23 protein-coding genes are annotated in these 20,228 nt (G+C 57.7%); 13 read left to right on the forward strand and 10 right to left on the reverse strand.

Translation table 11 applies throughout. The features are described from left to right. The first annotated feature begins 1 nt into the window (after window position 1). Window positions 2-346 (forward strand): RidA family protein, encoded by a 345-nt coding sequence (locus AC0TOF_RS03025; protein ID WP_122002124.1) that lies wholly within the window; start codon window positions 2-4, stop codon window positions 344-346. A 94-nt stretch (window positions 347-440) separates the two neighbouring features. On the opposite strand, the gene AC0TOF_RS03030 is transcribed toward AC0TOF_RS03025, so the two are convergent. Next, on the reverse strand, window positions 441-1,370 hold the full coding sequence (locus AC0TOF_RS03030; RefSeq protein ID WP_473767170.1) for a LysR family transcriptional regulator: 930 nt from the start codon (window positions 1,368-1,370) through the stop codon (window positions 441-443). Window positions 1,371-1,475: 105 nt separating this feature from the next. Here AC0TOF_RS03030 and AC0TOF_RS03035 point away from each other — a divergent pair, with 105 nt between their 5' ends. The 4 genes from AC0TOF_RS03035 (at window position 1,476) to AC0TOF_RS03050 (ending at window position 4,685) form a co-directional block, all read left to right on the forward strand. Further along, window positions 1,476-2,495, forward strand: coding sequence for an aldo/keto reductase (locus tag AC0TOF_RS03035; RefSeq protein WP_473767171.1), 1,020 nt, complete (start codon window positions 1,476-1,478; stop codon window positions 2,493-2,495). 25 nt (window positions 2,496-2,520) lie between these two features. After that, a complete protein-coding gene (locus AC0TOF_RS03040; RefSeq protein WP_473767172.1) occupies window positions 2,521-2,946 on the forward strand; it encodes an SRPBCC family protein in 426 nt (141 codons plus the stop codon). 177 nt (window positions 2,947-3,123) lie between these two features. After that, window positions 3,124-3,447 carry a MoaF-related domain-containing protein gene (locus AC0TOF_RS03045; RefSeq protein ID WP_473767173.1) on the forward strand — a complete coding sequence of 108 codons (324 nt, stop codon included), beginning with the start codon at window positions 3,124-3,126 and terminating at the stop codon, window positions 3,445-3,447. Window positions 3,448-3,638: 191 nt separating this feature from the next. After that, a complete protein-coding gene (locus AC0TOF_RS03050) occupies window positions 3,639-4,685 on the forward strand; it encodes a LacI family DNA-binding transcriptional regulator (protein WP_122002119.1) in 1,047 nt (348 codons plus the stop codon). On the opposite strand, the gene AC0TOF_RS03055 is transcribed toward AC0TOF_RS03050, so the two are convergent. Beyond that, window positions 4,648-5,598 (reverse strand): LysR substrate-binding domain-containing protein, encoded by a 951-nt coding sequence (locus AC0TOF_RS03055; protein WP_473767174.1) that lies wholly within the window; start codon window positions 5,596-5,598, stop codon window positions 4,648-4,650. The genes AC0TOF_RS03050 and AC0TOF_RS03055 overlap by 38 nt on opposite strands. Before the next feature lie 162 nt (window positions 5,599-5,760). Between AC0TOF_RS03055 and AC0TOF_RS03060 the strand changes: the two genes are divergently transcribed. From AC0TOF_RS03060 to AC0TOF_RS03095, 8 genes are all read left to right on the forward strand, one after another. Further along, window positions 5,761-6,456: an ABC transporter permease gene (locus AC0TOF_RS03060; protein ID WP_473767208.1), complete on the forward strand. Its 696-nt coding sequence runs from the start codon at window positions 5,761-5,763 to the stop codon at window positions 6,454-6,456. A 2-nt stretch (window positions 6,457-6,458) separates the two neighbouring features. Next, window positions 6,459-7,178, forward strand: coding sequence for an ABC transporter permease (locus AC0TOF_RS03065; protein WP_473767175.1), 720 nt, complete (start codon window positions 6,459-6,461; stop codon window positions 7,176-7,178). Further along, entirely contained in the window at window positions 7,175-7,957 is a 783-nt protein-coding gene (locus AC0TOF_RS03070) for an ABC transporter ATP-binding protein (RefSeq protein ID WP_473767176.1), read from the forward strand. Before AC0TOF_RS03065 ends, AC0TOF_RS03070 begins: the two co-directional genes overlap by 4 nt. A gap of 32 nt (window positions 7,958-7,989) precedes the next feature. Beyond that, entirely contained in the window at window positions 7,990-8,817 is an 828-nt protein-coding gene (locus AC0TOF_RS03075; protein WP_473767177.1) for a lysine/arginine/ornithine ABC transporter substrate-binding protein, read from the forward strand. Window positions 8,818-8,878: 61 nt separating this feature from the next. Then, a complete protein-coding gene (locus AC0TOF_RS03080; protein WP_473767178.1) occupies window positions 8,879-10,003 on the forward strand; it encodes an NAD(P)/FAD-dependent oxidoreductase in 1,125 nt (374 codons plus the stop codon). Next, a complete protein-coding gene (locus AC0TOF_RS03085) occupies window positions 9,987-10,286 on the forward strand; it encodes a (2Fe-2S)-binding protein (protein WP_473767179.1) in 300 nt (99 codons plus the stop codon). The genes AC0TOF_RS03080 and AC0TOF_RS03085 overlap by 17 nt, the downstream gene beginning before the upstream one ends. 2 nt (window positions 10,287-10,288) lie before the next feature. Then, entirely contained in the window at window positions 10,289-11,785 is a 1,497-nt protein-coding gene (locus AC0TOF_RS03090; RefSeq protein ID WP_473767180.1) for an FAD/NAD(P)-dependent oxidoreductase, read from the forward strand. A gap of 2 nt (window positions 11,786-11,787) precedes the next feature. Beyond that, window positions 11,788-12,132: a RidA family protein gene (locus AC0TOF_RS03095; RefSeq protein ID WP_473767181.1), complete on the forward strand. Its 345-nt coding sequence runs from the start codon at window positions 11,788-11,790 to the stop codon at window positions 12,130-12,132. 89 nt (window positions 12,133-12,221) lie between these two features. Here the strand turns inward: AC0TOF_RS03095 and AC0TOF_RS03100 are convergent, their stop codons facing one another. From AC0TOF_RS03100 to AC0TOF_RS03135, 8 genes are all read right to left on the reverse strand, one after another. After that, the gene (locus tag AC0TOF_RS03100) at window positions 12,222-13,151 is read right to left on the reverse strand and encodes a LysR family transcriptional regulator (RefSeq protein WP_473767209.1); all 930 of its coding nucleotides are present in this window, start codon (window positions 13,149-13,151) and stop codon (window positions 12,222-12,224) included. 124 nt (window positions 13,152-13,275) lie between these two features. Next, complete coding sequence (locus AC0TOF_RS03105; RefSeq protein ID WP_473767182.1) at window positions 13,276-14,865, reverse strand: MFS transporter; 1,590 nt, start codon at window positions 14,863-14,865, stop codon at window positions 13,276-13,278. Beyond that, a complete protein-coding gene (locus AC0TOF_RS03110; protein ID WP_473767183.1) occupies window positions 14,862-15,278 on the reverse strand; it encodes a DoxX family protein in 417 nt (138 codons plus the stop codon). The genes AC0TOF_RS03105 and AC0TOF_RS03110 overlap by 4 nt, the downstream gene beginning before the upstream one ends. A gap of 2 nt (window positions 15,279-15,280) precedes the next feature. Beyond that, window positions 15,281-17,131 (reverse strand): amidohydrolase, encoded by a 1,851-nt coding sequence (locus tag AC0TOF_RS03115; protein WP_473767184.1) that lies wholly within the window; start codon window positions 17,129-17,131, stop codon window positions 15,281-15,283. 143 nt (window positions 17,132-17,274) lie between these two features. Continuing rightward, entirely contained in the window at window positions 17,275-17,526 is a 252-nt protein-coding gene (locus AC0TOF_RS03120) for a DUF1427 family protein (protein WP_473767185.1), read from the reverse strand. Between the two features lie 105 nt (window positions 17,527-17,631). After that, window positions 17,632-18,285, reverse strand: a complete 654-nt coding sequence (locus AC0TOF_RS03125) for a hydrolase (protein ID WP_473767210.1) — start codon at window positions 18,283-18,285, stop codon at window positions 17,632-17,634. Between the two features lie 263 nt (window positions 18,286-18,548). Next, window positions 18,549-19,358 (reverse strand): ABC transporter permease, encoded by an 810-nt coding sequence (locus tag AC0TOF_RS03130; RefSeq protein ID WP_473767186.1) that lies wholly within the window; start codon window positions 19,356-19,358, stop codon window positions 18,549-18,551. Further along, entirely contained in the window at window positions 19,355-20,227 is an 873-nt protein-coding gene (locus tag AC0TOF_RS03135; protein WP_473767187.1) for an ABC transporter permease, read from the reverse strand. Before AC0TOF_RS03135 ends, AC0TOF_RS03130 begins: the two co-directional genes overlap by 4 nt. Window position 20,228 lies beyond the last annotated feature (1 nt).

Below are 20,228 nucleotides of genomic sequence, written 5' to 3' on the forward strand. Positions count from 1 at the left end.
CATGAGCATTTCCCGCAATATCCGTACCCCGATCATGCACCGCGCCGTTTCGGCAAACGGCATCGTGTATGTTGGTGGCACCGTTGCCGACGACACCAGTCTTGGCATGGCCGATCAGACCCGCTCAATTCTTGGCAAGATCGCAGCCTATCTCAACGAGGTTGGGTCGGACATTTCCAAAGCCTTGTCGGCGACCATTTTTGTTACCGACCTGTCGAAGAAAAAGGAAATGGATGCGGTCTGGACCGAAGTTTTTGGTGACGATCTGCCTGCGCGTGCAACTGTCGGTGTCAGCGATCTTGGCGGTGGCGCAATGATCGAAGTCGTGCTGACTGCAAACGCCTGATCCATGAGCCCCCGCTATCTGCGGGGTTGCAATGCGTGCTTGATCGGGCGGCGAAGTCTCCGCCCGATCACCACCGGCTGTAAGGCGCATTCCCTTATGCCGCTTCCTTTGCCGCGCTCTCGTGCGCTACACTATTCGCCGTTGTTACCAATGTCTTGCGGAAAATCTCTACCAGCGGTCGCAGATTGATCTTGTGCCAGACTGCCCACAAGGGTGTCCGATAGGCAAACCACGACAATTCGCGTAGCACCACGCCAGCGGGCGCCTGATGACGCAGACTCTGTTGGACTGTGGTTACGCCCAATCCTGCGGCGACAAGGCCGAGGGCCGCCAGCGGTTCCGTGGCTTCCATCGAGATGGTTGGAGTGAATCCAGCTTTCGCGCAAGCCGCGACAAATGTGTCGTGTCGCAGCGCGTTTTCCTGATGCATCACACCAATCCAGTTCTGTGCGGCGAGATCGGCCGGGGTGATGTCGTGGGCCTCGGCAAGCGGGTGCCCCACGGGGAGCGCCAGCAACATCGGGTCATTCAGTACCAGAGCGGCCTCAAGGTCCGGATCGTCGCGTGATGGCGGTTCGCAAACAAGCGCAATGTCGAGGCTGCGCTGGCGTAACCCTTCCAGTTGAACCGCCGACTGTTGATTGTACAGCGCGATATGTACCGCAGGCCGGTCGTTGCGCAATTCAAGCAGCGCATTCGGTAGCACGCCCGAATGCATCGCATATTCCAGATAGCCGATGCACAGCCCACCCTCGTCGCCGCGTCCAAGCCGCCGTGCGAGAGATTCGAGCCGGTTGGCATGCGTCAATAGCCCCCGCGCCTCTGCCAGGAATGTGTGTCCGTCCCGGGTGAGGCGGATGCGTTGCTGCGAGCGCTCAAACAGGGTCAGCCCCAGCTTCTCTTCCAGTTGGGCAATCTGTCGGCTCAAAGGCGATTGGGAAATATGCAGCCGTTCGGCGGCGCGCCCGACGTGTTCTTCCTCTGCGACGACCACGAAGTAATGCAGTTGGCGAATGTCCAGCATTTCAGATCCATTATGTCTTAAGTTTAGCTAATTATGTCTTGGACAGACTTAACTTGCAACCCTAAATCCACGTCACATCAGTTAACTCTGCACAAGGAAGCAGTTATGAGCATTAAAGACAAACTGGCCGGACGCGTTCTCGGCTTTGGCACCGCACCGCTCGGCAACATGTTCCGTGACATCCCGGAAGCCGAGGCGCAGGCCACTGTTGACGCCGCCTGGGAGCAAGGCGTACGCTACTACGACACGGCGCCGTTCTACGGTGCGGGCCTGGCCGAGATACGGCTTGGCGAGGCGCTCTCCCGGCATAAGCGCGACGAATATGTTCTCAGCACCAAGGTCGGCCGCCTGATCCTCGACGAAGTTGAAGACGCCAGCGCGCGTGCGCTTGGCGAAAAGAGCGGCCTGTTTGCTGCTGGCCGACCGAACAAGCTCGTCAACGACTATTCCGCCGACGCCACGATGCGTTCGATTGAGGACAGCCTCAAGCGCATGAAGACCGACCGCATTGATTTCGTATGGGTCCACGACATTGCCCAGGACTTCTACGGCGATGAATGGCTCTCCTATTTCGAAGTGGCGCGCAAAGGCGCTTTCCGGACGTTGACCCGTCTCCGCGAAGAAGGCGTGATCAAGGCCTGGGGTCTGGGCGTGAACCGGGTCGAGCCAATCGAATTGACCCTGGATCTTTCCGAAGCCGAGCCGGGTGGCTTCCTGCTGGCAGGTCGCTATACACTTCTCGACCACGAACGGGCGCTACAGCGCCTGATGCCGAAGGCTGCGGAACGCAAGGCCGAGATCGTCGTCGGCGGCCCTTACAGCTCCGGCATTCTGGCCGGTGGCACGCATTTCGAATACCAGAAGGCTTCGCCCGAGGTGATAGCCAAGGTTGAGCGCATCAAGGCGGTCGCACAGAGACACGGCGTCGGCATCAAGGCGGCTGCTCTTCAGTTTTCCTTGGCCAATCCGGCTGTGGCAGCCGTCATTCCGGGTGCAAGCCGGCCGGAACGTATTGCCGAGGATGCAGCTGCGCTGAAGGAAGTCATTCCAGCCGACTTCTGGAACGAATTGCGTGCGGAGCATCTGGTCGCAGCGAATGCGCCGCTGCCCGTCGATCACATCTAACACCTGATTAGCGAAGGAGCCTACCATGGCACAAGCTTCTGCAACGATTACTCTCCCGGTCGCAGCCGACCGCATATGGCAATTGATCGGAGGCTTTGATTCACTGCCAGACTGGTTGCCGTATATTCCGAAGAGCGAAGTAAGCGAGGGTGGCCGCGTGCGCCACCTCGCCAACCCTGACGGTGACACAATCATCGAACGGCTTGAAGCCTTCGACAACCGCGAACGCAGCTATACCTATTCGATTCTTCAGGCGCCATTTCCAGTCACCAACTACCTCTCCACGCTGCGCGTGGTCAGTATCGACGGTGATCGGTCCTCGCGCGTCGAATGGTCTGGTGAGTTCACGCCGGCAGGGGTGAGCGATGAAGACGCATCGCGCCTGTTCGAGGGCATCTATCGCGATGGCTTGAAAGCGCTGGAAGCCACTCTGACCAGCAAGACAGCGTGAGCGGACGCGGATACTCCGCTTCCTCATGCCGACCCGGCGCGATAGTGCCGGGTCGCTGCGGCCAATGCGGCGATGGAGGGAGAAATGGCGACTGACGTTCAGGTGGAGGGTGTATGCTCCCCTTATCTACACAACAAATATCCCGGTCTGCGGACCTTATGAAAACTGGAGAGTGAGATGAAGCATTTCCCCTTTGCCGGACGCACCTTTGAGGTCAATTACGGCGATCTGGTCGCAACCAATGCCTATGCCGCCGACAAGAACAGCCTGACCTATGAAATCACCGGCGGACCGCTGAAGGGCGCTACCGCCGAGGTCGCATTCGAATGGACGGAACTTGATGGCGGTAACTTCGTCATCTCCTGGCAGGAGGCCGATGGCTCTACTGTCGTCCATGTCGACAATTTCGAGAAGGGTTCCTCGCTGACCTTCTTCACGACACCAAAATCGGACTTCTACCGGCTTTCAGGAACCTTGCACGCCCTCAGCGATCACGAGTGAGTTGAGCGTCAAATGGTGACTCAGAGGCTGACGACAAGCTGATAGGTCAGCCTCTATCTGCCAAGCGGAAAAAGCGTGCTTGTTCAGCAGGAACACGATAGAAAATCTTCACGTGGATCGGAATGGGCACAGCCGGTTCGGATCTGTTATCAACGTATGGAAAAACCGAACAGCAACGACGACCAAAAGACATGGCAGAACCGATCGACAATTCGCAAGCGAAACTCAAAGGCACGAATATTACCGCTTGGGACGTTGCTCGTAAGGCAGGGGTATCTCAATCCACGGTTTCGCGAGCGCTTGCCAATAGTCAGCTGGTTTCCAAGAAAACGCGTGACCGCATTATCGCAATCGCAGAGCAGCTTGGTTATCAGGTCAATATCATGGCCCGGGGTCTGAGCACACAACGTTCTGGATTGATCGCCGTTGTGACAGGATCGGCGCGAAATCCCTTCTATTGGGAAGTGTTGCGCCAGATCGACGAACGTCTTCAGGCCGAAGGCATGCATGTCATGCTGGTAACGGTGCGAGAGGGCGAAAGCATTGATGCTGCCATTCGCAAAGTGCACCAGTATCGCGTCGACGGACTCCTTGTCTTGTCAGCCGAGCTTTCGTCCAGGGCGATAGATGAATGCAAGGATTTCGGGCTACCGGTTGTGTTGTTCAATCGTTATGTCGCCAGCGAAGCCGTGTCCGCGGTGTCCTGCGATAATGCGGTTGCCGGGCGGGACGTGGCGCAATTCCTATATAATACCGGGCACCGGCGTTTTGGCTTTATTTCCGGCCTACAGGATAGTTCCACCAACAAGGATCGGTTCGAAGGATACAAAAGTCAGATTGCGAAACTGGGTTGCCAGCCGCCGCTCGTTGAAGTCGGCGATTTCACTTATGAGGGCGGTCGGCAGGCGGTAAAAAGGCTGCTGCTTCAGGGGGAGCGACCTGATGCGATCTTCTGCGCCAATGACATCACGGCTATCGGCGCTCTCGATGGGATCCGGATCGATCTGCGGTTGAAGGTTCCCGAAGACGTTTCCATTATCGGCTTCGACGATATTCCCATGGCTGCCTGGTCGGGTATCGATCTGACCACCATGCGCCAGCAATCTGGCCAGATGGTCGAAGCCGCGATAGAAATCCTCAAACAACGGATTGATCAGCCCGAAATGGGGCCTGAATTCCGGCTTGAACCCGGCAAACTCATCATTCGCCAGACGGTGCGTCTGGATCGGACTGCATAAGTTCGCCGGGCGATCGACCGTCGGCTTCTTCTCCGTTCAGAAGGGCGGCATGATAGGCCCAGAATTCGCGGACAAATCGCCCGGCGAGTTGATTATCGGCCCCTTGGCTACGGCGGATTGCCAGAAATCCGGCATCCACGAAGACACCGAACGGCCTGATAACGACGCCTCGTCCGCGAAACTCGGTCGCGGATGACGGATCGATGATCGTAATGCCCGCGCCCTCCGATACCAGCGTCAGAGCGGTATGGGAAAGCCGTGTTTCGATTGTCGATGATCGCGGGATACCGGCCAGTGCCACCTCGACCCGCATCGCAAACAATGTCCCCGGTTCAAGGGTAATCATCCGCTCATTGGCAAGATCGGCGGGCATGATGTTTTCCATGTTCGCCAAAGGGTGCCCGGCAGGTACGGCAACGACCGCAGCTATTGCACAGGTTTCGATCATGAAGCCGGGCCGGTCGAGCGGACCATCGGCAAAGCCCAGATCCATCTGGCCCGACGCGACGGCTTCGATGACCATCGACGATGGAATGCCATTCAGGGAGGCATGGACATTGGGGCGGTCACGCAGAAATCGCGCCAGAAAACGTGGCATGATTCCGTTGGCAAGCGCAGGCATCGCTGCAATGCGCAGCATGCCTACATTCTGACGGCTGATTTCTTCGGCAAAAGCCTTGATACGGGAAAGCCCGACATAGGCCCGTTCCACTTCCTGTAGCAGGGTCAGGGCCTCCAGCGTGGGCGTCAGCTGATTACCGCGCCGGTCGAACAGCTTCAATTTCGTGTCGATCTCGAAATCGCGGATCAGTCGGCTGACTGCCGGCTGGGTGATGGACATCAATTCGGCTGCCGCCGTCATTTTTCCGGTCAACATGACCGTTCGGAAAGCCTCTACCTGACGCAGATTCATCACTCACCATAATATTTGGTTATGCTTGACCGTTTATTTCGAATTTGACTGTATTGAAGCGCGCTGTCAAACCCTCAGAAAATGAATGTGTCGTACGGTTCAGGCCGGAAACGCACGGGAGGGAACAGACTGGTGAATGCGGTCAACGCATATCTCGACCTGATGGGGTTCGCTGATGGCGGCTGGGGCATGGATATGCTCAAGGCCACTGGCGTGACCATTTCGGTCTCATTGAGCGGTTTCGCTACGGGTGCGATTTTCGGTTGCATGGCTGCTGCCGCATCATTTTCGTCGCTGCGGGTCTTGCGTCTGCTGGCCGACGGATATGTCACGATCCTGCGCGGCATTCCCGATCTTCTGGTGATTTATCTATTTTATTTCGGCAGCAGCGCCGTGCTTAGCAAAGTCGCTGTGTTTTTCGGTTCCGAAGGCTTCGTAAGCGCCCCGGTTTTCCTCATTGGCGCTCTCGCAATCGGCGTTGTTTCGGGTGCCTATCAGGCGGAAGTCTATCGTGGTGCGGTTCTTGCCCTGTCCAGAGGCGAGATGGAAGCAGGGAAAGCATATGGAATGCCGTCCGGCCTCATGTTTCGCCGCATCATCCTGCCGCAGGCTGCCCGTTTCGCGATCCCCGGTATAGGCAATGTCTGGCAGCTTGTATTGAAGGAATCCGCTCTCATCTCGGTTGTCGGGCTGGTTGAATTGATGCGCCAGGCGCAAATCGGCTCCGGTTCGACGCGCAAGCCCTTCACCTTTTTTCTGACCGCGGCCGTCCTTTACCTGCTGATCAGTTTCGTGTCGGGCGTCCTGTTCCGTGCGGCTGAAAAACGCGCAATGCGCGGCATCCGGCGAGCGATTTGAACATGATCGATTTTCCATTCATCTATGAGTCCTTCGTCAGTATTTGCAGCGGTATTCCGCTGACCTTGCAACTGATGGCACTGTCCGTGACTGCGGGAGCGTTCCTGGCCGTCGTTCTTGCGGCCATGCGGTTGTCGAACTGGGCGTTGCTCGATCTTCTGGCGCGCGCCTATATCTTTATGTTTCGCGGGACGCCGCTTCTGGTCCAGCTTTATCTCATCTATTACGGGCTCAGCCAGTTTCCCGAACTGCGCAAGAGCTTGCTGTGGCCATTTCTGCGCGAACCTTATTGGTGCGCGGTGCTCGCGCTGGCGCTGAACACGGCAGCCTATAGCGCGGAAATCATCCGTGGCGGCGTCCTTTCCGTTCCAGCCGGGCAGATCGAGGCCGCGCGCGCCTACGGGATGAGCGGCCTCACCCTGATACGACGCATCATTGCGCCGCAGGCCCTGCGACAGATGCTGCCCGCTTATTCCAACGAAGTGATCCTGATGGTGAAATCGACCGCATTGGCCTCCACCATAACGATGATGGAGGTCACGGGGCTTGCTGCAAAACTCATCTCGGCGACCTACCGCCCGGTAGAGGTCTTCATCGCGGCGGGTGCGATCTACCTTCTGCTCAACTTCACCGTCAGCCGCATATTCAAGCTGATCGAATATCGGCTTTCGGCAGCCCAGCGCCAACCGCTTTTACTGTCGGTCGCAGGAGACAAACCATGACGAACAATTCCACCACTCCTGCCGTGGAGATCACCGGACTGGAGAAAAGCTACGGCGCTCACAAGGTGTTGCATTCCATCTCCTTCAAGGCTCATCAGGGTGAGGTGATTTCCATTCTCGGGGCCTCCGGTTCGGGAAAATCCACATTACTCCGCTGCATCAATATGCTGGAGATACCCGAGGGAGGCGAGATCTCCATTCATGGAGAAACCTACAAGCTTGCACAGCAGCCGGGACGTCAACCGCGCATCGTCGATCAGAAGCAACTGCAACGTCTGCGCTCGCAGGCGACGATGGTTTTTCAATCATTCAACCTCTGGTCTCATCTGACGATCCTGGAAAACCTGATCGAAGCCCCCGTGCATGTGCAAAAACGCAACCGCGCCGAGTGTATCTCAGAAGCCGAAGCCCTGCTTGAGCGGGTCGGCATTGCCGACAAACGCAACTTCTATCCGGCCCATCTTTCGGGCGGTCAGCAACAGCGTGCGGCGATTGCGCGGGCGCTCGCCATGCGTCCCAAAATCATGCTTTTCGATGAGCCTACCTCAGCGCTCGACCCGGAACTGGTGGCAGAGGTTCTGCGTGTCATGCGCGACCTTGCCGCCGAAGGCCGCACCATGCTCGTTGTGACCCATGAAATGGATTTCGCGCGCGATGTTTCCAGCAGGGTGCTGTTCCTGCGCCAAGGGTTGATCGAAGAAGACGGTCGCCCGGAGGAGGTTTTCTCGAACCCGAGAAGCGAGCGTTTCCGCCAGTTCATTTCCAGGCAGAACGTCTAATACCAACAACCAACAAACACAGAGGTGAACCCATGAAATTGAAGATTGTCTTGTCTGCCGTCGGGCTTCTGGCGTCGGTCCATATGTCTCATGCCGAAGACGTTATCCGCATTGCATCAGAAGGCGCTTACGCTCCGTGGAATTTCTCAGGCCCGAACAATGTTCTGGAAGGGTTTGAAATCGATCTGGCCAAGGAACTCTGCGGCCGCATGAAGGCCAAATGCGAGATTGTCGCGCAAAACTGGGACGGCATCATTCCTTCGCTGACTGCTGGCAAATACGACGCCATCATGGCTGCCATGAGCATCACGCCCAAGCGTGAAGAGGTGATCGCATTTTCCGCGCCCTATGCCGCCGCAATCAATTCCTTTGCGGTGATGGACGATAGCGATCTGGCCGACCTGCCGGAACAGGGCAAGCCAATCTCCGTCGATTCCGACGCGGCCAAGCCTGTGTTGGAGGAAATCGCCAAGAAGATCGAGGGCAAGACGGTTGGCGTCCAGGGTGCGACGACGGCATCTGCCTTCCTGGAGCAGTACTTCAAGAACGGCGCCAGCGTACGCGAATACAAGACCACTGAAGAGCACAACTTCGATCTGACAAGCGGTCGCCTCGATGCCGTCGTAGCCAATGCTACCGTTCTGGCCGCGGCTCTTGAGAAAGAGGACATGAAGGGCGTCAAGCTCGCCGGCCCGCTTTTCTCAGGCAAGGTGTTTGGCATGATCGGCGTCGGTTTGCGCAAGGACGATACCGCTCTCAAGGCGCGTTTCGATGAAGCAATTACCGCTGCGGTCAAGGACGGCACGGTGAAGAAACTGTCGGAGAAGTGGTTCAAAGTGGACGTAAGCCCGCAAGAGTAAGACAACCCGACCCGTCGATATCATCGGCGGGTCGTGCCCGCAGGCATACGGAACGGGAAGCATGCGCAGACTGCCAGATCAGGACATTGTCATTATCGGAGCCGGGCTCGTTGGCGCTGCCATTGCATGGGGCCTGGCTCGGCTGGGCCATCGTCCGATGTTGCTTGATGGCGAAGACCTTGCGTTACGGGCATCACGCGCAAATTTTGCGTTGGTCTGGGTTCAAGGCAAGGGGTTGGGAGCCCCCCATTATGCGCGCTGGACAATGCGGTCGGCCCGGTCATGGCCGACATTTTCCGCCGCCTTGCGGGAAACATCCGGCGTAGACGTCGCCTTGCGGCAAAATGGAGCGTTCAGCTTTGCGCTGGATCAGGCTGAGCTCGACCGCTTGCGTGACGAAGTGGAAACTGTAGCGCGCGAGCTGGGCAGCGATGCCCCTGAACACGTTGTTCTAGATCATGCCGAAACCGCCAGAATGGTGCCTGCCATCGGGCGTGATGTCATCGGCTCCATCTACTCACCTCTCGATGGCGACGTGAATTCGCTTCGTCTGTTCAACGCATTGCATATCGGCATGCTTAATCTCGGTGCACGCTATGAACCGCATTGCGACGTTGAAGAAATCCATCCGGTGTCCGGCGGCGGGTTTCTTCTGAAGGGCCGATGGGGCGAAGTTTTCGCCAGCCGTATCGTTTTGTCCGCCGGTGTCGGTAACAGCAAGCTCGCTGCCATGGTCGGCATTTCTGCTCCGTTGGTGCGCAGCAAGGGCCAGATTCTGGTGACAGAAAAATGCCAGCCCTTTTTCCCGTATACGGCGGCCACGCTCCGCCAGACCGATGAGGGTGGCGTCATGATCGGTGACAGCCAGGAAACCGCGACGGATTCCATCGCAACCAATCAAGAGATCAGTGCGGTTCTCGCTGATCGTGCGATACGTACGTTTCCCTGTCTGAGCGAGGTTAACGTCGTGCGCAGCTGGGCAGGCTTTCGCGTCAAGACGCTCGACGGGCTTCCCATCTATGAGCAGTCCGCAACCTGTCCCGGCGCATATGTGGCCATGTGCCATTCCGGTGTCACCTTGGCTGCGAACCACGCGCTGATTATCGCCAATGAAATTGCCAGCCAACAGGACAAGCTTGCCGACAACGCATTTTCAGGCCGGAGGTTTCATGTTTCGGAAAACTGATACGGCGCAGGAGACCGTCACCATAACATTCGATGGAAATCCCTTGCAGGTCGAAGCCGGTCAGACCGTTGCCGCAGCACTGCTGGGACATGGCATAAGCACGTTTCGCACCAGCGTTGTCGGTAATCAACCGCGTGGCCCTTATTGCCTGATGGGCGTTTGTTTCGAATGTCTGGTCGCCATCGACGGTATCCAGAACCGACAGGCCTGCATGACGCTGGTGCGCGAAGGCATGTCTGTGTCATCGCAACATGGTGCCCGCGCGGCGCAAGAAGGTCGCTGACAATGGCGCTCACGAAAATCGACGATCTTCAATCGCTCCATATGCGATACGACCTCGCCATAATCGGCGCAGGTCCTGCTGGAATGGCCGCTGCCACAGAAGCTTCTGCCATCGGCGTGCGCGTCGTGCTTTTCGACGAAAATCCGGCCATGGGCGGCCAAATATATCGCGCGATCGAAACCAATACGCCGGCAAAACGCGCCTTCCTCGGCAAGGACTACTGGAAGGGCAAGGAAGTTCTGGGCGCATTTCTCGCAAGTGATGCAACTTATGTGCCGCAGTCGCTGGTGTGGAGTGTTGAGCAGCAGCAAGCGGAAGACGGCCCACTCGTTGAGCTGCGGATTTCGGCGTCGGGGCAAAGCCGGATCATTCATGCGCGGCGGGTGATCTTCGCAACCGGTGCCATGGAACGCCCCATGCCTCTGAAAGGCTGGACATTGCCCGGTGTGATGACGATTGGCGCGGCCCAGATTGCATTGAAATCATCCGGTCTCGTGCCGAATGGCCGTGTTGTGCTGGCCGGCACTGGCCCGCTGCTCTATCTCTTTGCAGCGCAATTGCTGGAAGCCGGCGGGACGCTTGCAGCCATACTCGACACGACACCACGACAAAACTGGATCAGGGCAGTTCCCCATCTGCCTTCATTCCTGTTGTCGCCTTACCTGTTGAAGGGGCTGTCACTGCTGCGCAAGGTGCGGCGGTCGGTTCCCGTTTTTTCTGGCGTCGAACCAATCGAGATTCTTGGTGAAGATCGCGTCAGCGCCATTCGCTTTGCGACTAAAGGTCGGACAGAGAAAATCGATGTTGATGGCGTCTTTCTGCATCAAGGCGTTATCCCCAATAACAGTCTGGCCAATGCGACTGGCTGCGCCATTGTCTGGAATGACGCGCAGAAATGTTTTGAGCCAGAATTGAGCCCGGAAGGGCGCGCCTCGCTCGCGGCGATCTTGATTGCCGGTGATGGCGGTGGCATTGGCGGCGCGCTTGTGGCGGAAGTCGGAGGGCGTATTGCCGCTCTGGCGGCATGCATGGATGTCGCTCCTGAAAAAGCGTCCCGTATCGAAGCTGCACTGACAAGACATAAGCGGGAGCGCAAGGCGCTGCTTCGCGGACGGTCATTCATCGATGCCCTTTACCAGCCAGCGCTCTCGTTTCGCGTGCCAGCTGACCGTGGGACGATTGTATGTCGATGTGAAGAGGTCACAGCGGGCGCCATTCAGGACGCTGCCCAGCGCAATGTGATCGGACCCAATCAGCTGAAGACCATGCTGCGCTGCGGCATGGGGCCGTGCCAGGGACGTATGTGCACTGCGACGGTGACGGAAATTCTTGCGGCCGTACAGCAACGCAGACCGGCGGATGTCGGCACCTATCGGCTGCGCGCGCCGATAAAACCTGTGCCTCTGCGCGAAATCGCGGCTCTTCCTCAGACACCCGACGCTGTTTACGCCGTTACCGGCGAGCGCCCGGATGAAACACAACCCATCGAAAGGATATGAAAATGGCTGAACGTTATCTGCGCACCCCCATCATGCATCGCGTTGTCGAACGCAACGGCATCGTCTATGTCGGCGGCACCACATGCGACGATGAAAGCCTGGATATGGCAGGCCAGACGCGCGAGATCCTGGCCAAGATCGATCACTATCTGGCCGAAGCGGGCAGCGACAAGACGAAGCTTTTGACCGCGACGATTTTTGTCACTGATCTGGGAAAGAAGCCGGAAATGGATGCCGTGTGGAAGGCCTGGGTCGGTCCCGAAGACCTTCCGACCCGCGCCACGGTTGGCGTCGCCGATCTGGGTGGCGATACCATGATCGAGATTGTTGTTTCCGCATTCAAATAATCATCGGCGCTAGGGAAACAGGTTCACATTGAGAAGTTGGAGCGCGTTTCGATCTGTTTGGATCGGATCGCGCTCTAACCGGAACCGATCTATATATCCGCGAAGCCTTCTTCTTCGATGTCATTGGCACCGAGCGCTACGAAGCGGTCCAGAAGCCAGGAAGCGGCGGGGCCGGGGGGCGCGTCGCGGGGCCAGATGCCACCAAAGCGATAGATGCCGCCTTTGTAATCCGGCATGGCCAGCCGTCTCAGGGTGCCGTTTTTCAGGTCGGAGCGTATATGCGGCAAAGGCATGTTCCCCCATCCGATCCCCTCGCTTAAGAGCGCATGTTTGGCACCCAGATCAGCAATGCGCCATGTTCGCGGACTGAGGACCGCAAAATCCTGTCCTTCCGTCAGATGGGACCTGTCGGTCAGCACAAGTTGTACATGATTGCGGGCCTCGCCAGGTGCAATGCGCTCCATCATGCCAAGGGGATGCCCCGGTGCCGCGACTGGAGCCATAAGAACTGAGCCGGCTGCAATGCACTCGACGCCCTGGACGCGCGCCGCCAGCGGACCGGAGATGCCAATTGCCGCCCTGCGGTCCAGCACCATTGCCGTAACGGCTCCCAGTGCTTCCACGTGCAGGCGCAGCGATACGGTGGGGAAAGTATCGGCAAAGGCGCGCAGTACCTCGCTCAGGCGTTCAGTCGGCATCATGACGTCCACCGCCATATCCACCTCTGCCTCCAGGCCGCTGAGCAATCCCTTCACTTTAGCTCTGAGACTGTCCATTCCATGTGCCAGCCCGCGCGCTTCGGCGAGCACGGCCCGGCCTGCGGCAGTGAGCTGCGGTTTGCGCGTGCCCTGCCGCTCGAACAGTTTGAGATCGAGCTGTGCTTCCAGATTGGCAACGGCATAGCTGATCACGGATACGGCACGATTAAGCTTGCGGGCTGCGCCTGCAAAGCTGCCTGTATCAACGACGGTGAGGAAAATCCGCAATTGCTCGAATGTGGGCGTGCCGGGGTTCATCAGCCTGTTGCTCTTTTCATACCATATATCGATTATGAATGGCCCCGAATTGGGAGCCATTCATGCTTCATGCAAACGCATCATATCAGACAGTAGTGAAAGTGTGCGTTTCGGAGAGGTCACCTAATCAGGACGGCCTGAGCAGGTGCCGCACGACAGGTGGATGTTCACCCATGTGATATGCATTGATCAGGTTCTGATCAACCTGATCGGCGTGGGTGACCCGAGCGTGCTGGCGCTGATGTTCCACCCAGCTTTCAACGACGAAGCTTTCCAGTATCCTGCCGGGTTGAGCAATGTCCTCCCATACATCCCAGCGGATGGCGCCATCGCGTTGGCGCACGGACCGGAACCGGCGCAGAGCAGTGATGAATTCGTCCTGTTGTTCCGGTGCGACCAGATATTCGATTTCGACGAGAACCGGACCGCGATCGTCACCCGGCTGCACCGATACGACCGGTTCCGCCCAATGGTTGGAAGGAGCAAGGTCGACGCCTGTATCTTTGGGAAGCCGCCAGATCGAGGCCAGCAACAACCCCACAACATTGCCGACGGCGGCGATAATGAGCGCTGTAGAGACATCCGTCCGGACTGCGATCGCCCCCCAAATGATGCTGCCTCCGGTCATTGCTCCCTGAAAAACCAGCAGATAGACGGCGAGCGCACGTGCTTTCACCCAACCGGGGGAGGCCATTTGCGCAGCGACATTGAGAGACGTCAGCATGCCGATCCAGGCGAGGCCTGCGACGAACATGACGGCTCCGCCGAACCATGCATTTGGCGCCAGACCAAGCGCAGCCGTTGCCACGGCAAACAATATGGTCGCACCGATGGATGTGGTATTGGCTGGAATCTGCTTGCGCAGCCGTTTCAACAGAAGGGCACCAACGACCGCCCCGGCGCCCATACAAGCCAGAAGTGCGCCATACCCGGCTGCGTCGAGGCCGAGGCCGCGCCGGGCCACCAGCGGCAGCATGGCCCAGAGGGCGCTGCCGAATGCAAAGAAGCCAACCGCGCGGATGAGTACCAGACGCAGGGCAGGCGAATGACGGGCATAACGATAACCAGCTTTCAGAGCGCCGAAAAAATGCTCCGGAGGAAGCGTATGCACGGTGGCGGAACGTTGCCACCGAAACAGGACAAACAACACTGCGGTGACCGACAAGGCATTGAGCGCAAAGACTGCGGGCGTGCCAGCGAGCGCCACGATCACGCCGCCGAGAGCCGGTCCGATGGCACGTGCGATATTGACGCCAAGGCTGTTGAGCGCCACAGCATCGGGAAGCGCAGTCTTGTCGACCAGTTCAGGAACGATAGCCTGAAACACCGGGGCACTGAGCGCAGCCGCAACACCCAATACGAATGTGGCAGTGAGAAGCACATAAGGCGTAGTCAGTCCTTGCCAGGTCGTTACCGACAGGATTGCCGCGGCAACCAGGCCAAGCACTTGTGCGGCAAGCAGCATTCGTCGCCGGTCGATGATGTCGGCCAGAGCGCCTGCTGGCAATGCCAGCAGGAACATCGGCAACGTGGTCGCGGCCTGTACCAGCGCTACCAGCAGAGGGCTGGGGGAGAGGGATGTCATCAGCCAGCCCGCGCCAACGTCGTGCATCCATGTGCCGACGTTGGAAATGATTGTGGCAATCCACAACGCCCGGAATACCGGGAAGCTCAAAGGGCTTTTCGCGCCCGCTGCTGCAGAGTCCGACACGGTCATGTCCTTTCCTTCCTGTTGAAGAGCACAGCCACCACGATAAATCCGCCGATCAATCCGACATGTTCAAGAAAGGTATTGCGCTCGTGAAACCGTGCAATCGGATCGTCGATCCGCCAGAATGGGTGGCCGATGAGTGTTGCCAGTGCCGTGAACACGCCGAGCGCGCCTGCACCAAGCCACACTTGTCGGCCGAATATGATCAGCGCTGATCCACCAATCTGGACGATGATTGTCGCAATCGCTACCAGCCATGCCGGAGTGAGCCCGAAATGACTGGCTTCGGCAAGCGCGCCATTGAAGTCAAAAAGCTTGGCGAAACCACTCGTCCAGTACGGAAGAGTGAGCAATATGGTTGCGAGCCTGGTGAGCCATTCCGCGTCGAGCAGCGAAGCTATTGAAGCCGGTGTTTTCATGACTACACCGCCCAGCAACCGCAGCCAAGCACACCCCAGAAGGTTCTGGCGTCACCCGTCGGAAGATTGGCGCCGAGCGCTGCGGCGTGGTCATGCCCATGTACAGCGCAATTATTGGCGCAACCACAATGCAGCGACAGCTTGGCGCGCGCCTCGGGCGTCTTGTGATAGCCGCCAAAGGTGGCAACCGGGGACCAATCCGGCATCGGCTTGGGAAGTTGCGGCGCAAGCGGCGCATAGTCGCCCTCCCCGTGAACAACCTTGCCGCCGAGAATGGTCAATACCGAACGCAGATGCACGATTTCATCTTCGGGGACGGAGAAATAGTCGTCGGATAGCACCGCAAGATCGGCAAGCTGCCCCGTTTTGATCAAGCCTTTCTTGCCCTGTTCGTTGGAGAACCAGGTATTGGCTTCGGTCCATAATCTCAGGGCCGTCTCCCGGTCGAGCCGGTTAGCCTGCGGGTAGAGTCGCGTTCCTCCGACGGTCTTCGACGTGACCAGCCAGGATAGTGATACCCATGGATTATAGCTCGCTACGCGGGTGGCGTCGGTGCCAGCGCCCAGAGGGACGCCTGCTTCCATGATGCGGCGTACGGGTGGCGTGCGCTCGGCAACCTTCGCTCCGTATTGCTCGATAAAATATTCACCCTGATACGCCATGCGATGTTGGACGGCGATGCCGCCGCCAAGGGCCGCGATACGGTCGATATTGCGGTCACTGATTGTTTCGGCATGGTCAAAGAACCAGTTGATGCCCGATAGGGGGATATCGCGATTCACCTTCTCGAACACATCCAGCGCCCTGTCGATGGTCTGATCGTAGGTTGCGTGCAGGCGCCATGGCCATTTGTGTTCTGCCAGCAGCCGGATGACTGGCTCGAGGTCGGTTTCCATATTGGCTGGCATTTCCGGGCGCTCGGCGCGGAAATCTTCGAAATCGGCCGCTGAATAAACCAGCATTTCACCTGCGCCATTGTGACGGTAGCTGTCGTCGCCGTGGCCAGGCGAAACCTGCTTCACCCAGGACGAAAAGTCGGCAAGTTCTTCTTTTGGTTTCTGCGTGAAGAGATTGTAGCTGATGCGGACGGTCAATTGACCGTCTTGATGCAGCTTCTCGATGATCTGATAGTCGTCGGGATAGTTCTGAAAGCCGCCACCGGCGTCGATCACACTGGTAACTCCAAGCGCGTTGATCTCGCGCATGAAATGCCGTGTCGAATTGATCTGGTAATCAGAAGGCAGCTTCGGCCCCTTGGCGAGCGTGGAGTAGAGGATCGTTGCATTGGGCTGCGCAAGCAAGAGCCCTGTCGGATTACCGGCAGCATCCCGTACGATTTCGCCGCTCGGCGGGTTGGGTGTGTTTCTGTCGTAACCGACAACGCGCAATGCAGCCGCGTTCAGCAGAGCTCGGTCATAAAGGTGCAGGATAAAGACCGGAGTGTCGGGCGCAACGGCATTCAGTTCCTCAATGGTGGGAAGGCGCTTTTCGGCGAATTGATGCTCGGTGAAACCGCCAACTACCCGCACCCATTGCGGCGCAGGCGTGCGAGCTACCTGTTCTTTCAGCATCGCCATGGCGTCGGCCAGGCTCGGCACACCATCCCAGCGCAACTCCATATTATAGTTCAGTCCGCCACGGATGACGTGCGTGTGGCTGTCGATTAGCCCCGGAATGACACGTCGGCCCTTGACGTCGACAATCGTCGCGTCGGGCGCGGCCGCGCGGGCTTCCGCCTCCGAGCCTGCCAGAAGAAAGCGACCATCGCGGATGGCAATCGCCACTGCTGTCGGGTTCTGGCGGTCCAGCGTCGTTACCTTGGCATTGACGAGGATTAAGTCCTGCTTACTCATTGTAGCCTCCTTGGCATGGCCACGAAATGGCGAGGAAAGCACCGCTAGAGCGGCGTTTGGAGCGGTTCCTGCTTATCCGCATTATCCTGCGTAGAACCGTTTCACACTTTTGCTGGAAATGCTCTAGTTGCGTGTGAAGCGGATCACGAGGGTCCCTTTGTGCGATTGTCTGGCAACGATCCCAATATATGTTCGCTGCACTCGCCCTTGACGAAAGACGCCACTTCCTGCCCCGCTATCGCGCGTTTGGCGAGCGGCACGATCTGCTCGCCAAGCAGCATGCCGAGCAGGCCGATCAGCGCGACCACCGGTGGAGCAGGGGAGCGGACACCGAGCAGACTATAAATCACGCCAACCAGAAGGCCTGTACCGAGCGAGAGTACATACATTTTCATGCTGCATCTCCTTTCCGTCGTTTTTCGGCAGATTTAATGGAACCAGGAAGAAGTCGCGCCACAGTTGAGCCGTCCTCGTGGCACGACTTTTGAAGTTTAGCACATTCAATGGGCGCCTTCGGACGCTCCAAACATTTGCTTGGCATAGTTCAGGCCAATGCCATAGGCGCCGCCCCATCTGGTTGCGATACCCGTGGTGAGGCCATAGGTATCGGCACGTGCCCAATCGCGCTGAAGTTCAAGCAGATATTGCAGCGACGTCATCGGACGCGCACCGGCCTGCACCATGCGCTCTACCGCGCGTTCATGCGCTTCAGGCGATATATCGCCGCTGGCGTCGGTGATGACATAGGCTTCGAAGCCTTGGTCGAGCGCGGACAGCACCGGGCCGACGATGCAGACGGAAGTCCACAGACCGGCAAAAACAATCCGCTCTTTGCCGATCCGGTTCACTTCCTCGATCACGGCGGCATCTTCCCAGGTGTTCATCGAGGTGCGGTCAAGAAGCTTCTGGCCCGGAAAAGCGCTGGTAATTTCTTCGAACATCGGACCCGAAAAGCTCTTCTCGGCGACAGTGGTCAGAATGGTCGGAACCTTGAAACCCGCCGCGGCCTGCGAGATCAGGGCTGCATTGTTGCGCAGGATTTCCGGTTCGATCGACTTGGTTGCAAATGCCATCTGTGACTGGAAATCGATAAGAACAAGGGCGTGATCGGTGGGGGAAAGCAACAATTTTCCGGGGGTAGGGGTCGCTGTGATGCTCATGGCAGGTCTCCTCGTGGCGAATAATTGGGCAAGCGCTCCGGTTGCCGCGATCTAACCTTCGCAGAGGGCCTCAAATATTGTTAGACGTATAATTTAATCCAATTTGTTCAAGAAAATAGAAAAGTAGTGTTCGGGATATATCCGGATTTTGGGGGCAGCACGGCTTCGAGGATTGCCGCATGATTTCTCAGCCGCAATGACTGGGTCCCTTCTGGGAATGCAAACGGGGTGATGACCCCGCTTACATGATTTGCGACTCACGCACCTGACGCTGGAGCGGCACCCGTCAGCTTTTTTCTGCGATAGTATTCCGCAGGTAGAATGCAGACGAACGTAAAGACGATCAGGAACGATGCGATTGCGGTCAGTGCCGGGGTCAACTCGTATTTCAAATTGGACCAGATCATCATCGGCAGAGTTTCCTTCCCGCCCATGATAAACAGGGCGACAATCAGGTCGTCGAAGGAGATGAAGAACGAAAAAACGGCTGATGAAATGATTGCGGGGCGGATCGCTGGCAATGTCACAAGCCAGAAGGCCTGCGTCGGCCCGGCGCCCAAAATTCTGGCGGCACGCTCCAGTCCTTCACCATTTTGGCGGATCGCCGCCATCACAATGATGATGACAAGCGGAAGCGCCATGGTGGCATGAGCGAGAACGAGAACCCACCATTGGCCATAGAGTCCCAACCGGCCAATGAGCAGCAATATGCCCAGCGCAAGAATGATATGGGGTACAAGCTGCGGACCGAAGGACGTTATGGAAACGAATTTCGTGGAAAGGGATGGCCGCCGGACGATTGTGATTGCCGCCAATGTGCCGATCACAACAGCCAGCAGCGTGGAAAGCACGGCAATCCACAAGCTCAGCAAAGTCGCATTTGTCCAGCTTGGATGAGTGAAGACAAACGAATACCACCGAAATGAGAACGAGGTGGGCGGAAATGACAGAAACTCACTGTCGCTGAACGAGATTGCGATGATGATGGCAATCGGGAAAAGCATGAATATCAATGCCGCCCCTAGGAAGGTGCGTCCCAGAAGGTTGGGTGCGTCGATCTTTTTCACTTCATTCCCCCTTGGTAATTCTTCGGCAGAACCGTCCGGATAATTGCGACGACGGGCAGTAGGACGATCAATGCGGAGCCGATCAGAACGATCGCGAGCACAGCTGCATAATTCCATTGCAAGGTCTGGGTGACTTGCGTGGAAATGACATTGGCAACAAGACTGTCATCGGGACCGCCCACGAGAGCAGGGGTCACGAAATAGCCCAGCGAGAACACGAATACGAGGATTGCCCCATTGATCGCCCCGACTGCGGTCAAGGGGAGAAACACCGAGAAAAATGCCTTTATTCTGCTGGCTCCCATCACGCGGGCTGCGCGAACGATGGTCGTGTCGATGGAAGACATGGCGCTGAAGCTGCTCAGAATTACAATCGGCAGGAGAATCTGCGTCATCGTCAGATAAACGGCTCCACGGGTGAACAGCATCCGCAACGGTTCCTGGATGATCGCGGCGTCGAGCAATACGCGGTTGATCAGCCCTTCGCGTCCAATGAGAACCATCCAGGCATAAGTCCTGACCAGAACGCTCAACCACATCGGCGTAATGATTGCGAGAAGAACGAATGTGCGCAGGCCGGAACGCAGCTTGTAAACCTGCAAGGCAATGAGATAGCCGAGAATGAGGCAGGAGATCGCAACCACTGCGGCAACCAGAAATGTTCGCAACAGCAGCTGTACGTAAACGCCAGCCGTCAGCACATCCGAGAAATTGAACAGACTTGCACCATACCCCTGTTCGTCCGCGACGCTCCAGCGCAATACCTCCCACATTGGCACGATGAAGAAGACCGCCAGCAATGCAATGGATGGCCATAACAACGCCGACGAGCGTCCTGCGCCGGATACCGGCCTCGATAGCTTAAGCATT

It is taken from the genome of Ochrobactrum sp. PL_is501 (assembly GCF_055816895.1).

What these genes read in the sequence shown, in the direction of transcription:
- AC0TOF_RS03025 (WP_122002124.1), top strand. Translation starts at nt 2, where the DNA reads ATGAGCATTTCCCGCAATATCCGTACCCCGATCATGCACCGCGCCGTT.
- AC0TOF_RS03030 (WP_473767170.1), bottom strand. Translation starts at nt 1,370, where the DNA reads ATGCTGGACATTCGCCAACTGCATTACTTCGTGGTCGTCGCAGAGGAA.
- AC0TOF_RS03035 (WP_473767171.1), top strand. Translation starts at nt 1,476, where the DNA reads ATGAGCATTAAAGACAAACTGGCCGGACGCGTTCTCGGCTTTGGCACC.
- AC0TOF_RS03040 (WP_473767172.1), top strand. Translation starts at nt 2,521, where the DNA reads ATGGCACAAGCTTCTGCAACGATTACTCTCCCGGTCGCAGCCGACCGC.
- AC0TOF_RS03045 (WP_473767173.1), top strand. Translation starts at nt 3,124, where the DNA reads ATGAAGCATTTCCCCTTTGCCGGACGCACCTTTGAGGTCAATTACGGC.
- AC0TOF_RS03050 (WP_122002119.1), top strand. Translation starts at nt 3,639, where the DNA reads ATGGCAGAACCGATCGACAATTCGCAAGCGAAACTCAAAGGCACGAAT.
- AC0TOF_RS03055 (WP_473767174.1), bottom strand. Translation starts at nt 5,598, where the DNA reads ATGAATCTGCGTCAGGTAGAGGCTTTCCGAACGGTCATGTTGACCGGA.
- AC0TOF_RS03060 (WP_473767208.1), top strand. Translation starts at nt 5,761, where the DNA reads ATGGGGTTCGCTGATGGCGGCTGGGGCATGGATATGCTCAAGGCCACT.
- AC0TOF_RS03065 (WP_473767175.1), top strand. Translation starts at nt 6,459, where the DNA reads ATGATCGATTTTCCATTCATCTATGAGTCCTTCGTCAGTATTTGCAGC.
- AC0TOF_RS03070 (WP_473767176.1), top strand. Translation starts at nt 7,175, where the DNA reads ATGACGAACAATTCCACCACTCCTGCCGTGGAGATCACCGGACTGGAG.
- AC0TOF_RS03075 (WP_473767177.1), top strand. Translation starts at nt 7,990, where the DNA reads ATGAAATTGAAGATTGTCTTGTCTGCCGTCGGGCTTCTGGCGTCGGTC.
- AC0TOF_RS03080 (WP_473767178.1), top strand. Translation starts at nt 8,879, where the DNA reads ATGCGCAGACTGCCAGATCAGGACATTGTCATTATCGGAGCCGGGCTC.
- AC0TOF_RS03085 (WP_473767179.1), top strand. Translation starts at nt 9,987, where the DNA reads ATGTTTCGGAAAACTGATACGGCGCAGGAGACCGTCACCATAACATTC.
- AC0TOF_RS03090 (WP_473767180.1), top strand. Translation starts at nt 10,289, where the DNA reads ATGGCGCTCACGAAAATCGACGATCTTCAATCGCTCCATATGCGATAC.
- AC0TOF_RS03095 (WP_473767181.1), top strand. Translation starts at nt 11,788, where the DNA reads ATGGCTGAACGTTATCTGCGCACCCCCATCATGCATCGCGTTGTCGAA.
- AC0TOF_RS03105 (WP_473767182.1), bottom strand. Translation starts at nt 14,865, where the DNA reads ATGACCGTGTCGGACTCTGCAGCAGCGGGCGCGAAAAGCCCTTTGAGC.
- AC0TOF_RS03110 (WP_473767183.1), bottom strand. Translation starts at nt 15,278, where the DNA reads ATGAAAACACCGGCTTCAATAGCTTCGCTGCTCGACGCGGAATGGCTC.
- AC0TOF_RS03115 (WP_473767184.1), bottom strand. Translation starts at nt 17,131, where the DNA reads ATGAGTAAGCAGGACTTAATCCTCGTCAATGCCAAGGTAACGACGCTG.
- AC0TOF_RS03120 (WP_473767185.1), bottom strand. Translation starts at nt 17,526, where the DNA reads ATGAAAATGTATGTACTCTCGCTCGGTACAGGCCTTCTGGTTGGCGTG.
- AC0TOF_RS03135 (WP_473767187.1), bottom strand. Translation starts at nt 20,227, where the DNA reads ATGCTTAAGCTATCGAGGCCGGTATCCGGCGCAGGACGCTCGTCGGCG.